The sequence below is a fragment of the Pseudomonas sp. FP1154 genome (assembly GCF_030687245.1).
GTDB classification, from domain to species: domain Bacteria; phylum Pseudomonadota; class Gammaproteobacteria; order Pseudomonadales; family Pseudomonadaceae; genus Aquipseudomonas; species Aquipseudomonas rhizophila.
Genome location: NZ_CP117465.1, coordinates 1,473,031 through 1,487,533, shown reverse-complemented (window position 1 = coordinate 1,487,533; position 14,503 = coordinate 1,473,031). Strand labels below are relative to the sequence as shown.

Genomic DNA, 14,503 nt, shown 5'->3' with positions numbered 1-14,503 from the left:
TAAAAGTGCCCACTCATTATTATTGTCACCAGCCGCCCGACGAACCGCCGCCCCCGAAACTGCCCCCACCACCACTGAAGCCGCCGCCACCACCGCCGCCAAAACCGCCGCCACCGCCATAGCCGCCCCCGGAACCACCGCGTCCGGCCGGCAGGATACCGAGCATCTGGCACACGAACACCGTTACGATGAACAGCAGCACCAACAACACGAACAGCCCCGGATGGCGCCCGACGAAATCGCCCTCCTCCTGGCCGTCGGCACCGTACACCGCAGCCGGCTCATCCAGCGCATTGCCGCCCAGCACCATCAGCATCGCCGCTACGCCGTCGCTGATACCTTTGTTGAAATTGCCGGCCTTGAACGCCGGAGTGATCACCTGGTTGATAATCACCGAACTCTGGGCGTCAGTCAGGCGGTCTTCCAGACCATAGCCCACTTCGATCCGCAGTTTACGGTCATCCCGGGCCACGATCAGTAGCGCGCCGTTGTTTTTATCCTTCTGCCCAATGCCCCAGTGACGCCCCAGTTGATAACCGAAGTCTTCGATGCTGCTGCCTTGCAGGTCCGCCAGCGTGACCACGACCACCTGTTCACCGGTGGCCTGTTCATGGGCCTTGAGCTGTGCATCCAGTTGCGTGCGCACCGAGGGTTCCAGCATCTGGGCAGTGTCCACCACCCGCCCGGTCAGTGTCGGAAAACTCAACTCGGCCTGGGCCGTGATGGCAAAGACCCAGAGCAACAGCACCAGGCCAAATTTCAACACTCGCATCGTAACTCCTGTGTGGGAGCGAGCTGGTGTGGGAGCTGAGCTTGCTCGCGATGAAGGCACCTCGGTCTTTCTAATGACCGCGTTATCGTTCATCGCGAGCAAGCTTTGCTCCCACAGGCTAGCGCCCACAGTTTTTTCAGAATTTCACTTCAGGGGCTTTTTCGGCGTTGGGGCTGGTGGCTTCGAAGGTTTCGCGGATCGGCAGATCGCTGTACAGCACGCTGTGCCACAAGCGACCGGGGAAGGTGCGGATTTCGGTGTTGTATTTCTGCACCGCCAGGATGAAGTCGCGACGAGCCACGGCGATGCGGTTCTCGGTGCCTTCGAGTTGTGATTGCAAGGCCAGGAAGTTCTGGTTGGCCTTGAGGTCCGGATAACGCTCGACCACCACCATCAGCCGGCTCAACGCATCACTCAACTGGTCCTGGGCCTGCTGGAACTGCTTGAGTTTTTCCGGGTTGTCCAGGGTGCCGGCATCGACCTGGATGGACGTGGCCTTGGCCCGCGCCTCGACCACCGCCGTCAGGGTTTCCTGTTCGTGCTGCGCATAGCCCTTGACGGTTTCCACCAGGTTGGGGATCAGGTCGGCTCGGCGCTGGTACTGGTTCTGCACCTGTCCCCAGGCGGCCTTGGCCTGTTCGTCCAGGGTTGGAATGTTGTTGATGCCGCAACCGGCCAGCAGCGTGGTGAACAGTATCAGCGCCAGTATTGGCAGGTGGCGAAGGTGATCGAGTCGTAGATTCATCGGTTGAAACTCCCCTATACAGTCCATTGAAGAAAACACAGCCACCTATCTCACCAGCGTCTGGGGCATAATCTGCCGCCGCCACGGGATTGAATCGGGTCGATGGGCTAAAAGATGCCCGGTGCGAAACTAAGTTCATCCGCGTGCGTTCGAAAACAGTGCTGCTCTTATTCAGACAATACTCGAACAACAATAGCCGCTCCTCACATTTTGCTGACCGGCGAGTCCTGATTACCGCCCTTAGGCTTGCGAGAAACCATTCATGAAGAAGCTGTGTTTGCTGGGCCTGTTCGTCACACTGGCCAGTCAATCCGTATTAGCCGACAACCTGCCAACCCCGATAGAGAACAAGAATGCCTTCATCAGCAACCTGATGAAGCAGATGACCCTCGAGGAAAAGATCGGCCAGTTGCGCCTGATCAGCATCGGCCCCGAGATGCCTCGGGAGATGATTCGCAAGGAAATCGCCGCCGGCAACATCGGAGGAACGTTCAACTCCATCACCCGGGCTGAAAACCGCCCGATGCAGGACGCGGCCATGCGCAGCCGGCTGAAGATCCCGATGTTCTTCGCCTATGACGTGATCCACGGCCATCGCACGATTTTCCCGATCCCCCTGGCCCTGGCCTCCAGCTGGGACATGGACGCCATCTACCGCTCCGGCCGCGTCGCTGCCAAGGAAGCGGCGGCCGACAGCCTGGACATCACCTTCGCGCCGATGGTGGATATTTCCCGCGACCCCCGCTGGGGCCGGACCTCCGAGGGCTTTGGCGAGGACACTTACCTGGTGTCGCGCATCGCCGGGGTGATGGTCAAAGCATTCCAGGGCAGTGGCGCCAACGCGGCCGACAGCATCATGGCCAGCGTCAAGCACTTCGCCCTGTACGGCGCGGTGGAAGGTGGCCGGGACTACAACATCGTGGACATGAGCCCGGTGAAAATGTACCAGGACTACCTGCCACCCTACCGCGCCGCCATCGATGCGGGTGCCGGCGGGGTGATGGTCGCGCTGAACTCCATCAACGGCGTGCCCGCCACCGCCAACACCTGGCTGATGCACGATCTGTTGCGCAAGGAATGGGGGTTCAAGGGCCTGGCGGTGAGTGACCACGGCGCCATCTTCGAACTGATCAAGCATGGCGTGGCCCGGGACGGTCGCGAAGCGGCGAAGCTGGCGATCAAGGCCGGCATCGACATGAGCATGAACGACTCGCTGTACGGCAAGGAGCTGCCTGGACTGCTCAAGGCCGGTGAAATCGAGCAGAGCGACATCGACAATGCGGTGCGCGAAGTCCTCGCCGCCAAATACGACATGGGCCTGTTCAAGGATCCGTACCTGCGCATCGGCAAGGCCGAGGACGACCCGGCCGACACCTACGCCGAAAGCCGCCTGCACCGCGACGATGCCCGTGACGTGGCCCGCCGCAGCCTGGTCCTGCTGGAAAACCGCAACCAGACCCTGCCCCTGAACAAAAACGCAAAAATCGCCCTGGTCGGACCGCTCGCCAAGGCTCCGATCGACATGATGGGCAGTTGGGCCGCTGCCGGGCGCCCTGCGCAATCGGTGACCTTGTTCGACGGCATGACCCGCGCACTGGGCGCAGAATCGAAACTGATCTATGCCCGTGGCGCCAACATCACCGGCGACAAGAAGGTGCTCGACTACCTGAACTTCCTCAACTTCGACGCCCCGGAAGTGGTGGATGACCCGCGCCCTGCCCAGGTGTTGATCGACGAAGCGGTAAAAGCCGCCAAGGATGCCGATGTGGTGGTGGCCGCCGTGGGTGAGTCGCGCGGCATGTCCCACGAATCCTCGAGCCGCACGGAACTGAGCATCCCCGCCAGCCAGCGCGAGCTGATCAAGGCCCTGAAGGCTACCGGCAAACCACTGGTGCTGGTGCTGATGAACGGCCGCCCGCTGGCGCTGGTGGATGAAAAGCAACAGGCCGATGCGATCCTGGAAACCTGGTTCAGCGGCACCGAAGGCGGCAACGCCATCGCCGACGTGTTGTTCGGCGACTACAACCCGTCGGGCAAACTGCCGATCTCCTTCCCGCGCTCGGTAGGACAGATTCCGACCTACTACAACCATCTGAGCATTGGTCGACCGTTCACGCCGGGCAAGCCGGGCAACTACACCTCGCAATACTTCGATGACACCACTGGCCCGCTCTACCCGTTCGGCTACGGCCTGAGCTACACCGAATTCAGCCTGACGGACATGGCCCTGTCGTCCACCACGCTGAACAAGACCGGCAAGCTCGATGCCAGCGTGACCCTGGAAAACACCGGCGAGCGTGACGGCGAAACCGTGGTGCAGCTCTATATCCAGGACGTGACCGGCTCGATCATCCGCCCGGTGAAGGAGCTGAAGAACTTCCGCAAGGTGATGCTCAAGGCCGGCGAGAAGAAAGTCATTCACTTCACCATCACTGAAGACGACTTGAAGTTCTACAACGCCCAGCTCAAATACGCCGCTGAACCGGGCAAGTTCAACGTCCAGATCGGCCTGGATTCCCAGGATGTGAAGCAACAGAGTTTCGAGTTGCTCTGATTCATCAACAGCGCAAATAACCGTGGGAGCGCGCCTGCTCGCGATGAAGGCCTACCAGTCACCGCATCATTGACTGTCAGGCCACCATCGCGAGCAGGCTCGCTCCCACATTGTTTTTGCTGAACCTTAACCCCGCCGCCCCAGCACATTCACCACCAACCGATCCACCAACCCCCACACCCGTTGCTTGACCCGTTTCCACAGCGGCCGGCGCTTCCAGGCATCGAGACTGACCTCCAGGCTCTGGGCGAAGTCACGCTCGAAACTCGCCGCCACTGCCGTGCTGAGTGCGGAGTCGAGGGCTTCGAGGTTGGCTTCCAGATTGAAGCGCAGGTTCCAGTGATCGAAATTACAGGAGCCGATGCTGACCCAGTCGTCCACCAGCACCATCTTCAGGTGCAGGAAACACGGCTGGTATTCGAAGATTTTCACCCCAGCCTTGAGCAGACGCGGGTAATAACGGTGCCCGGCGTAGCGCACGGACGGGTGATCGGTGCGCGGGCCGGTGAGCAGCAGGCGCACATCGATGCCCCGGGCGGCAGCCTTGCGCAAGGAGCGACGCACGTTCCAGGTCGGCAAAAAGTATGGGGTCGCCATCCAGATCCGCTTCTGGCCGCTGTTCAGGGCCCGGGACAACGATTGCAGAATGTCGCGATTCTGGCGGGCATCGGCATAAGCCACCCGCCCCATGCCCTCACCCATCGGCGGAACCCGGGGCAAGCGCGGCAAGCCGAAGTTGGAAGCCGGTTTCCAGGCACGGCGATGGCGGTTGGCGAGCCATTGGCGGTCAAACAGCAACTGCCAGTCGAGCACCAAGGGGCCGACGATTTCCACCATGACCTCGTGCCACTCGCAGCGGTCATCCAGCGGGCTCCAGAACTCATCGGTGACCCCGGTGCCGCCAACCACCGCCAGGCGCTGGTCCACCAACAGCAGCTTGCGGTGGTCCCGATATAAATTCCGTACCCAGCGGCGCCAACTCAGGCGATTGTAAAAACGCAGCTCCACGCCCGCCTCGATCAGACCGTGGCGCAGGTCCTGGGTAAACGCCAGGCTGCCGTAGTCATCGAACAGGCAACGCACGCGAACACCGCGCTCGGCAGCCTGGACGAGTGCCTGGACCATCGCCTCGGCGCAAGTTCCCGCCTCCACCAGGTACAGCTCCAGCTCGACCTGTTCCTGGGCGCGGGCAATTTCCACCAGCATGCGCGGGAAAAACTGCGGGCCATCGATCAACAGCTCGAAGCGATTGCCCTCGCGCCACGGAAATACCGGGCCTCCCATGTCAGCGCGCCGTGAAAATCAGCACCGCATTCACCGGCACTGCGAGGCTGATGGCCGACAGCCCGGCCTGTTTGCGCAACTTCTCCAATCCCGGCGCCAGATCGAAATCCGCCGCATTGAGCACCACCGGCTCCAGGGTCACGACCTGGAACCGTCGTTCATCCAGGCGCGTTGCCAGCAGTTCGGCCTGATACACATGTTGCTTGCCGTGCAGGTCAACGGTCAGCGGCAAACGCAGTTCCAGTTGAGCGCCGTTGGCCAGGTCCTGAATCGGTAACAGGTCGAGCTGCGCGGTAATGGCGGCGTCGGCAAATTGCTTGATCTCGAACAACTCGGCGCGCATGCGCTCGTCACGCAGGGGAATGCCACTGTTGACCGACTCCAGCTCCACTTCCAGCCGGACCATCCCCTTGGGCTGGACCTGACCATGAAGCACCAGGAAACGCTGGACCTCGGAAACGTTGCCGTTTTTGCTGCTGATAAACGACAGCCGCGACGATTCGCCGTCCAGATACCAATTGGCTTGGACCGGCAGCGCGGCGCAGGCCAGCAGCAAGGTCGCGACAGCGTGAGAAAAAGACCGCTTGAACATACACACTCGGAGGGCAGATAAACCTGTGGCGAACCTTAACCGGGCCGAGGGCACTTGCAAACCTTCTGTTTCAATCCTCTATGGGAATACACAGGTCCGGTCACGGCTCCAACCGACAGCCCTGCCGCTCCCCCAGCCATCGTGCGCTATTGCTTCGTCCCAACCCGGCGACGGTGATGCGTTTCGCTTCAGGCGTTTCGAGAAAATCGCTGATGGGCACCGACTGCTTTACATAGCCACGGCAATAGTCAGCCGGTTGCTCCATCACGTAGCGACACGAGCAATACTCCTTGGCGGTGTAGGCGCTGATGATGTCGGGGAAGGCCCGCAGCGCCACCCGCTCGAGCCAGATCCAGCCGAGCAGCGCCACAACAAGCACCGACATCAGCGTGAGCAGCGGTCTGCGTCTCATGGCTGCACCGTCCCGGCGAACGCCGCCATGGCTCGCTTGAGCAACTCGTTGTGGCGGTAGCTGCCGTCGCGGTCATCAGCGTAGCGCACGATCACCAACCGGGCGCTGGGGATCACGTACAACGCCTGCCCCCAATGGCCCAGCGCGGCAAACGTATCCGGCGGTGCATCGGGCCACGGGTGGATGGCCGGGTCGGCCGCGCGGTTGAGCCACCAATGCCCACCGGGCACCGCTTCATCCTGGCCGGCCCGGAAGCGGGCGAAGGGCTCGCGATTGAACGCCACCCAGGCTTGCGGGATCAGTTGCCGCTCGCCCCAGCGCCCCTCGCGTTGCATCAACAGCCCCACACGCGCCAGGTCCCGCGCCGTGAGGTAGGCGTAGGAGGACCCGACAAACGTGCCGGCGGCGTCGGTTTCCCAGGTGGCGTGGCGGATACCCAGCGGCTCGAACAGGGCCGTCCAGGGGTAATCGGGATACCGCGCCGGGCCGACGATATTTTTCAATGCCGCGGCCAGCAGGTTGCTGTCACCGCTGGAGTAACGAAACACCTGCCCCGGCGGACTGTCGCGTTCATGCTGCGCAGTGAACGCCGCCATGTCATGACGCCCACGGGTATAAAGCATCGCCACCACCGAGGACTTGAGCGGTGCGTATTCGTAATCTTCCTGCCAATCCAGCCCCGAGGCCCAATGGAACAGATCGGCCAAGGTCATGTCCGGATGCTTGCTCAACGCCGGGTAATACCTGGCGACAGGATCCTGCAGACTGAACAGCTTTTGCCCATAGGCCACGCCAAACACCGTCGCCATCAGGCTTTTGCTGATCGACCAGGTCAGGTGCGCAGTGTCGGCACGGGTGGGCCCCGCATAACGCTCGTAGACCAGCCGACCGTCCTGTATCACCAGCAGCGCATCGGTGCGGATGCCCTGGCGAGTGGCATCGTCGCGGGGTGGGAAGGCGTATTGCTCCAGGGCTTCGATGGCCGGCCCGGTGGGGGTCGGGCCGCTTGACCATTGCTCACCGGGCCAGTCTTCAGCCTGGGCGTACAGGTTGAGCAATAGCAGCGGGATCAGGAACCAGCCTTTGGACATGCTCGGGGCTCGCAGGATTGAACCTTCGGAGCCTATTCAGACTTGATGACAATTTGGGTATGGGTGGCATTTCCCTGTGGGAGCGAGCCTGCTCGCGATAGCGCTGGCTCAGCAGCATTGATGTCAACTGACACTCCGCTATCGCGAGCAGGCTCGCTCCCACAAAGGGTTATCCCAACGCCTTGGCCAACCGCTTGGCCCGCGCACCCGCCGCCATATCCATCACGGCTTTATCTCGCGTCCACATCTCGCGCCACACCGCCGGGCCGGCGGCCAGGGCGTCGTTCAGTTCTTCATCGAGCCCGTTGAACTGGGCGAACAACCCACCCAGCAGCACATGCCCGGCCGCGCTGGACGGGTTGTGACGACTCACTTCAGCGCAACCGGCCAGCAATCCCAGCAGACGCAGCTGCAGGGCTTGGGGCCAAGCGCACTCCTGCCCCACGCCATACAGCCAGGCGGCCATGGCACTGAGCACATAAAGGTCTTCCAAGGTGCGGAACGGTTTGACGTAGGCGTCCCAACCGTCCCCGGCCAACAACTCGCACAGCGCGCCATCCAACAGCACCCGGCCATGGCTGATGTCTGGCATCAGGGCGATGGCCGGGAGTTTTTCCAGGGTCACCCCCGGCTCTCCGGGATAAACCACCGCAAGATTCAACCGCGGCGGCTCGCCGGCTGCTTCGCTGCGGGCGGCAATCAGCAGCCACTCGGCCGCATCGCCCGCAGTAACGAAATCCTTGCGCCCGTTCAATCGCAGGTCGGTGATGCGAGTCTGCATGTCCGCCGGGCGCAGGCTGCGCTGCTCCGTGGCGCACAAGGCGCCCAGGCTCTGGGGCGCGCTCGGCCAAAGCACCCGCAGCGCCGCCTGATACCCCACCAGAAAAGCCAACCCCGGCGTTGCCATCAATCGCGCCCCCATGACGGCCAGTTCGAACGGCGTAACCGGCCCCAGGCGTTGCAGCAAGGCCGCATAACCCTCAGCCAGGTCCGGATGGGCGGGCAACCGCTCGCCGCGTTCGATCAGGTTTTGCCAGGGCATGGGAGGCTCCTCAATGGGCTGTCATATAAGCATCACCAAAGCTTCATGGCGATGACACCGGGGCTACATAGCCTGACTTTGCACAACATGGCTGCATAAAGAAAGTCGATCGGCTGCAACTGAACAGCCCGCACGGAGATTCGCTATGACTCAGATCGCCCGCATCAGCGACACTGGCAATGAACGCCGCCTGCAAGCCGAACGCCTGATTGGCGCCAAGGCTTTGCAAGAAGCCCAGGCCCTGCGCTTCAACGTCTTCAGCGGCGAATTCAACGCCAAGCTCAAAGGCGCGGAAATGGGTCTGGACATGGATGACTATGATGTTCACTGCGCCCACATCGGCGTACGCGACCTGAATACCGGCCGACTCGTGGCGACGACACGCCTGCTCGATCACCACGCTGCCAGCAGCCTGGGCCGATTCTACAGCGAAGAAGAATTCAACCTTCACGGCCTGGTCCATCTCAAGGGCCCGATCCTGGAAATCGGCCGCACCTGCGTCGATCCGGCCTACCGCAACGGCGGCACCATCGCGGTACTGTGGGGCGAACTGGCCGAGGTGCTGAACGAAGGCGGCTACAGCTACCTGATGGGATGCGCGAGCATTCCAATGCAGGACGGCGGCGTCCAGGCCCAAGCGATCATGCAGCGTCTGCGCGAACGTTATCTGTGCACCGAACACCTGCGGGCGGTGCCGAAAAAACCGTTGCCGGCCCTGGACGTACCGTCCAACGTCATCGCCGAAATGCCACCTCTGCTCAAGGCTTACATGCGCCTGGGCGCGAAGATTTGCGGTGAGCCGTGCTGGGATGAGGATTTCCAGGTGGCCGACGTGTTTATCCTGCTCAAGCGTGACGAACTCTGCCCACGCTACGCCCGCCACTTCAAGGCAGCGGTGTGATGAGTCGGTTGCGGGTGTACGCGCGAATCGCGCGAGTGTTGCTGGTGGTGACGCTGGGGCTGAGCATGGCCAGCGTATTCGGGCTGTTCGAACGGTTGGGTGTGGCCAACTCCATGGTGCGCCGCCAGCGCTGGTCGCGTTTTTTCATGGCGCGCCTGAGCAATGCCCTGCCCTTCTGCGTGACGGTGCACGGGCAAATGCCGCAACAGCCCATGCTGTGGGTCAGCAACCATGTGTCCTGGACCGATATCCCGCTGCTGGGCATGCTCACGCCAATGTCCTTCCTGTCCAAGGCCGAAGTACGCACCTGGCCAGTGGCCGGATGGTTGGCGGCCAAGGCTGGCAGCCTGTTTATCCGGCGCGGCTCGGGCGACAGCCAGTTGATCCGCAAGCAAATGAGCCGACACCTGGAACAGGCCCATCCGCTGCTGATGTTTCCCGAAGGCACCACCACCGATGGCCGCTCCCTGCGCACTTTCCACGGTCGTTTATTGTCGGCGGCCATCGATGCGGACGTGGCGCTGCAACCGGTGGCGATCCGCTACCTGCGCAACGGTGAACCGGACTCGCTGGCGCCGTTCGTTGGCGATGATGATTTGCTGTCGCACCTGATGCGCCTGTTCGCCAATGACCGGGGCGAGGTGCACATCCATCTGCTGGAACCGATTGCCTGCCACGGCCAGGAGCGGGCTGCCCTGGCCTTTCAGGCGCAACAGGCGGTGCACAAGGAATTGTTTGGCGAAATCCCACAAAAGCAGCAAGTGCCGATGCGGCCTGCGATCGCGGCCTGATCCGGCGACCCTATGCAGAGCCCTTGTGGGAGCGAGCCTGCTCGCGATAGCGGTCAGTCAGTTGGTTCTTGACTGCCAGGCCTTCATCGCGAGCAGGCTCGCTCACACATTTGAACTTCAGTGACGGCAAGAACCGGCTCCAACATCACCCCTGCCGTGTTGTCTGGCTCAACGCAAAATCCTGCAACTGCGGGTAGAACAGCTGAAAGTCTTCGCTCAACGGTTCATAGAGCCTGATCAATTCTTCCATGGCCCCGGCCAGTTCCTCCGGCCGGGACAGGCGTCGGGAAATCCCCCGCAATACTTGCCCAAGCACATCGAATTCTCGATAAGACCCCAGCCAGTCATCCGCAGCCATGTAAGGCGCGATTTGCGCCAGACGCCCAGGCAACTGCGGCTCGGCGGCGAGCACTCGGTAGACCTGGGAGGTGAAGTCCATCAACGGCCCTTCGCCATACAGCGCCCAGTCCCGGGCCAGGCAATGATCAAAAAACACGTCGAGCACAATTCCGGCATAGCGCCGCCGTACGGTGGAAAAGCGCGACAAAGCGATATCCACCACGGGGTGGCGGTCGGTGTACATGTCGATGCGTCGATGCAGGGCAATCGCCGCTTCGATCTGCGGATCGTACAGCCCTTGCAACGGCCCTTTGACGAAGTCGCCGTAGAGGCTGCCGAGCAGTCGTTCCCGGCCGGGGCCGCCGAGGTGCAGGTGTGCGAGATAGTTCATGGCGCGAAGCTTAGCACCGCCGCGCCAATATCGTTATAACCCGATATAACGATTTATTCGGTTTTCAGATCAAATCCATATTGGTGTATCGCGAAATAACGATTTAAAGTTCGCCCCATCGCGATATAGCGTTTTACTCATTCCGAGCAGCCAACCATGCCCCTCGACCTCGACGAAATAATAAAAGCCCTGGCACACCCAGTACGGCGAGACATCCTCAACTGGCTCAAAGACCCCAAGGTCCAGTTCCCCGAACAGCTGCACAACCACGAATTCGGCATTTGCGCCGGGCAGATCGACCAGCGTTGCGGCCTGTCGCAGTCCACGGTGTCCGCCCATCTGGCGGTGTTGCAACGGGCGGGGCTGATCACCAGCCAGAAGGTCGGTCAATGGCATTTCTTCAAACGCAACGAGGACGTGATCCAGCAGTTCCTCAAGCAAATGAGCCAAGAGCTCTGACCCGACAAGGATCCACCATGCCCCTCTCACTTCTCATCCTGGCCCTGAGCGCCTTCGCCATCGGCACCACCGAGTTCGTCATCATGGGCCTGTTGCCTGAGGTGGCGGCCGACCTGGGTGTATCGATTCCCGGTGCCGGCTGGCTGGTGACCGGCTACGCCCTGGGCGTGGCCATCGGGGCACCGTTCATGGCCCTGGCCACCGCACGGTTGCCGCGCAAGGCCGCCCTGGTCGCGCTGATGGGGATCTTCATCGTCGGCAACCTGCTCTGCGCCATCGCCAGTGATTACAACGTGCTGATGTTCGCCAGGGTCGTCACCGCCCTGTGCCATGGCGCGTTCTTCGGCATCGGTTCGGTGGTGGCCGCCGGCCTGGTGGCACCCAACAAGCGCGCCTCGGCCGTAGCCCTGATGTTCACCGGCCTGACCCTGGCCAACGTACTCGGCGTACCGCTGGGCACCGCGCTGGGTCAGGAAGCCGGCTGGCGCTCGACCTTCTGGGCCGTGACCGTCATCGGCGTGATTGCACTGATCGGCCTGATCCGTTTTCTGCCGGCCAAGCGCGATGAAGAAAAACTCGACATGCGCTCGGAACTCGTCGCCCTCAAGGGCGCAGGCCTGTGGCTGTCCCTGAGCATGACCGCGCTGTTCTCCGCCTCGGTGTTCACCCTGTTCACTTACGTCGCCCCGCTGCTGGGAGAAGTCACTGGCGTATCGCCCCGCGGCGTGACCTGGACCCTGGTGCTGATCGGCCTGGGCCTGACCCTGGGCAACATCATCGGCGGCAAGCTGGCGGACAAGAGCTTGGCGAACACGCTGATGGGGGTTTTCACCACCATGGCTGTGGTGTCCACCGTATTGAGCTGGACCAGCGTCGCGCTGATCCCCACTGAAATCACCCTGTTCCTCTGGGCCACCGCCTGCTTCGCCGCCGTGCCGGCCCTGCAAGTCAACGTGGTGACCTTCGGCAAAGACGCGCCAAACCTGGTTTCCACCCTGAACATCGGCGCCTTCAACATCGGCAACGCCTTGGGCGCCTGGGTCGGCGGCAGTGTCATCGACCACGGCCTGGGCCTGACCAGCGTGCCCCTGGCCGCCGGTGCGCTGGCCGTGCTGGCGCTGCTGGTCACCCTGATCACTTTCCGCCAGGGCGGCAATGCCGACCTGGCCCCTGCCACTCACTGACTTTTAACCCTTAACTTTCGAGGTTGTAATTGATGACGACTATTTTCGATCCAATCAAACTCGGCGACATCGAGCTGAAGAACCGCATCATCATGGCGCCGCTCACCCGCTGCCGTGCCGACGCCGGCCGTGTGCCCAACGCGCTGATGGCCGAGTACTACGTGCAGCGTGCCTCCGCTGGCCTGATCCTCAGCGAAGCCACCTCTGTCACGCCCATGGGCGTGGGCTACCCCGATACCCCCGGCATCTGGTCCAACGACCAGGTGCGCGGCTGGAGCAACGTGACCAAGGCCATCCACGGCGCCGGCGGCAAGATTTTCCTGCAACTGTGGCACGTGGGCCGGATCTCCCATCCGTCTTACCTGAACGGCGAATTGCCGGTGGCGCCCAGCGCCATCCAGCCCAAGGGCCATGTAAGTCTGGTGCGTCCGCTGGCCGACTACCCGACGCCACGCGCGCTGGAAACCGAGGAGATCGCCGATATCATTGAGGCTTACCGCGTAGGCGCCGAGAACGCCAAGGCCGCCGGTTTCGACGGCGTGGAAATCCATGGCGCCAACGGCTACCTGCTCGACCAGTTCCTGCAAAGCAGCACCAACCAGCGCACCGACAACTATGGCGGCTCCCTGGAAAACCGTGCCCGCCTGCTGCTGGAAGTGACCGACGCTGCCATTGAAGTCTGGGGCGCCGGCCGGGTTGGCGTGCACCTGGCACCACGCGCCGACTCCCATGACATGGGCGACGAGAACCGCCTGGAAACCTTCAGCTATGTGGCCCGCGAGTTGGGCAAGCGTGGCATCGCCTTTATCTGCTCCCGTGAAAAGGAAGGCGAAGACAGCATCGGCCCGCAGCTCAAGCAAGCTTTCGGTGGCCCGTACATCGCCAACGAACGTTTCACCAAGGACAGCGCCAACGCCTGGCTGGCCGAGGGCAAAGCGGATGCCGTTGCCTTTGGTGTGCCGTTCATTGCCAACCCGGACCTGCCGGCGCGCTTGAAAGCTGACGCACCGCTGAACGAGCCGCATCCGGAAACGTTCTATGGGAAAGGCCCGGTGGGTTACATCGATTACCCCGTGATGTAAATAAAAAACCGGCCTTACAAAAAGCCCCGACTCGCAAGAGCCGGGGCTTTTTTACATCTGTTGACGGCTGACGCAATCAAACTCCGCAGACATCGAAACATCAAATAACAACACCACACTTACTCACCATGGATTAACACACCGGACAGCGCTAATAATAAGCCCGAACAACAACCCACTCAACCAATGGATTTAACCGACATCTATCAAACTTAATAAGCAACTTCAATTCTTGTAAAAAACAACACTAAACCAAGTAACTTCAATTACGCGCCATTATCTTACGCAGGCTTTAGCGCGCCTCGTAATACATGAGAGACACATTACAATGAACATGATGAAAAAATTAATCCTCGCTCTGCTACTGGGACCGGCAGCCGTCGCCACCAGCCTGGCCAACACCGGCATCACCGTGGAGCTGGTAAACAAAACTTCTCACGCCTTGGAAATGACCAACATTTTAAGTGAGCAACCCACGCCCCCGGACATGTCCTTGAGCGCTTATGATGTCCCCGCCAAAACAACCCGCGAATTCTATTTCGCCCATAACAGGAAATTCACTTATCCCGCTGCTGGCTGGCAACCGACGCTGAGAAAAATCAAACCGATTGAATTAGTTCTCTCCTATCAAATGAGCACCTTCAACTTCGGCTGCCAAATGCAAACCCGCTTTGAAGCCCCCATCGGTTTTGGCGTCCTGGAATCCAGTTACAGGCCAAACAGGAAAAGCAAAACTGCGTATACCGGCAATGGTGAATATACCTGCCGCTCGGAAATCTTCCAGAAGATGCTCGAACCCCCTTTCAACTATTCCGTGCGCCTCATTGTTGAATAAACCAGAGGGTCGGTAACAGGCCGGCACGA

15 protein-coding genes are annotated in these 14,503 nt (G+C 61.3%); 7 read left to right on the top strand and 8 right to left on the bottom strand.

What is annotated here, in order from left to right; genetic code table 11:
• Positions 1-25 precede the first annotated feature (25 nt).
• Together PSH91_RS06765 and PSH91_RS06760 are read right to left on the bottom strand one after the other, a co-directional pair.
• Entirely contained in the window at positions 26-772 is a 747-nt protein-coding gene (locus PSH91_RS06765; protein WP_173407285.1) for a YgcG family protein, read from the bottom strand.
• Positions 773-908: 136 nt separating this feature from the next.
• Positions 909-1,517: a LemA family protein gene (locus PSH91_RS06760; protein WP_305467663.1), complete on the bottom strand. Its 609-nt coding sequence runs from the start codon at positions 1,515-1,517 to the stop codon at positions 909-911.
• Positions 1,518-1,779: 262 nt separating this feature from the next.
• On the opposite strand from PSH91_RS06760, the gene bglX reads away from it, so the two are divergent.
• Positions 1,780-4,071: a beta-glucosidase BglX gene (gene bglX / locus PSH91_RS06755; RefSeq protein WP_305467662.1), complete on the top strand. Its 2,292-nt coding sequence runs from the start codon at positions 1,780-1,782 to the stop codon at positions 4,069-4,071.
• Positions 4,072-4,197: 126 nt separating this feature from the next.
• On the opposite strand, the gene PSH91_RS06750 is transcribed toward bglX, so the two are convergent.
• The 5 genes from PSH91_RS06750 to PSH91_RS06730 form a co-directional block, all read right to left on the bottom strand.
• Positions 4,198-5,355 (bottom strand): phosphatidylserine/phosphatidylglycerophosphate/cardiolipin synthase family protein, encoded by a 1,158-nt coding sequence (locus PSH91_RS06750; protein WP_305467660.1) that lies wholly within the window; start codon positions 5,353-5,355, stop codon positions 4,198-4,200.
• A 1-nt stretch (position 5,356) separates the two neighbouring features.
• Positions 5,357-5,947, bottom strand: a complete 591-nt coding sequence (locus tag PSH91_RS06745; protein WP_047228019.1) for a YceI family protein — start codon at positions 5,945-5,947, stop codon at positions 5,357-5,359.
• A gap of 100 nt (positions 5,948-6,047) precedes the next feature.
• A complete protein-coding gene (locus PSH91_RS06740) occupies positions 6,048-6,359 on the bottom strand; it encodes a hypothetical protein (RefSeq protein WP_047228020.1) in 312 nt (103 codons plus the stop codon).
• Positions 6,356-7,450, bottom strand: a complete 1,095-nt coding sequence (locus PSH91_RS06735; protein ID WP_305467659.1) for a serine hydrolase — start codon at positions 7,448-7,450, stop codon at positions 6,356-6,358. Before PSH91_RS06735 ends, PSH91_RS06740 begins: the two co-directional genes overlap by 4 nt.
• Before the next feature lie 169 nt (positions 7,451-7,619).
• Positions 7,620-8,492, bottom strand: a complete 873-nt coding sequence (locus PSH91_RS06730; protein WP_305467658.1) for an acyl-CoA dehydrogenase — start codon at positions 8,490-8,492, stop codon at positions 7,620-7,622.
• Positions 8,493-8,637: 145 nt separating this feature from the next.
• On the opposite strand from PSH91_RS06730, the gene olsB reads away from it, so the two are divergent.
• Positions 8,638-9,393: an L-ornithine N(alpha)-acyltransferase gene (gene olsB, locus PSH91_RS06725; protein ID WP_047228023.1), complete on the top strand. Its 756-nt coding sequence runs from the start codon at positions 8,638-8,640 to the stop codon at positions 9,391-9,393.
• The gene (locus tag PSH91_RS06720; protein WP_107322057.1) at positions 9,393-10,184 is read left to right on the top strand and encodes a lysophospholipid acyltransferase family protein; all 792 of its coding nucleotides are present in this window, start codon (positions 9,393-9,395) and stop codon (positions 10,182-10,184) included. Before olsB ends, PSH91_RS06720 begins: the two co-directional genes overlap by 1 nt.
• A 145-nt stretch (positions 10,185-10,329) precedes the next feature.
• On the opposite strand, the gene PSH91_RS06715 is transcribed toward PSH91_RS06720, so the two are convergent.
• Positions 10,330-10,914 carry an ACP phosphodiesterase gene (locus PSH91_RS06715; RefSeq protein ID WP_047228025.1) on the bottom strand — a complete coding sequence of 195 codons (585 nt, stop codon included), beginning with the start codon at positions 10,912-10,914 and terminating at the stop codon, positions 10,330-10,332.
• A gap of 156 nt (positions 10,915-11,070) precedes the next feature.
• Between PSH91_RS06715 and PSH91_RS06710 the strand changes: the two genes are divergently transcribed.
• The 4 genes from PSH91_RS06710 to PSH91_RS06695 all read left to right on the top strand — a co-directional run bounded on the left by PSH91_RS06710 (position 11,071) and on the right by PSH91_RS06695 (position 14,474).
• The gene (locus PSH91_RS06710) at positions 11,071-11,373 is read left to right on the top strand and encodes a helix-turn-helix transcriptional regulator (RefSeq protein ID WP_047228026.1); all 303 of its coding nucleotides are present in this window, start codon (positions 11,071-11,073) and stop codon (positions 11,371-11,373) included.
• Positions 11,374-11,390: 17 nt separating this feature from the next.
• Entirely contained in the window at positions 11,391-12,557 is a 1,167-nt protein-coding gene (locus PSH91_RS06705) for an MFS transporter (RefSeq protein ID WP_047228027.1), read from the top strand.
• 32 nt (positions 12,558-12,589) lie between these two features.
• On the top strand, positions 12,590-13,639 hold the full coding sequence (locus PSH91_RS06700; protein WP_076386007.1) for an alkene reductase: 1,050 nt from the start codon (positions 12,590-12,592) through the stop codon (positions 13,637-13,639).
• 328 nt (positions 13,640-13,967) lie between these two features.
• Complete coding sequence (locus PSH91_RS06695) at positions 13,968-14,474, top strand: hypothetical protein (protein WP_076386009.1); 507 nt, start codon at positions 13,968-13,970, stop codon at positions 14,472-14,474.
• Positions 14,475-14,503: the final 29 nt, after the last annotated feature.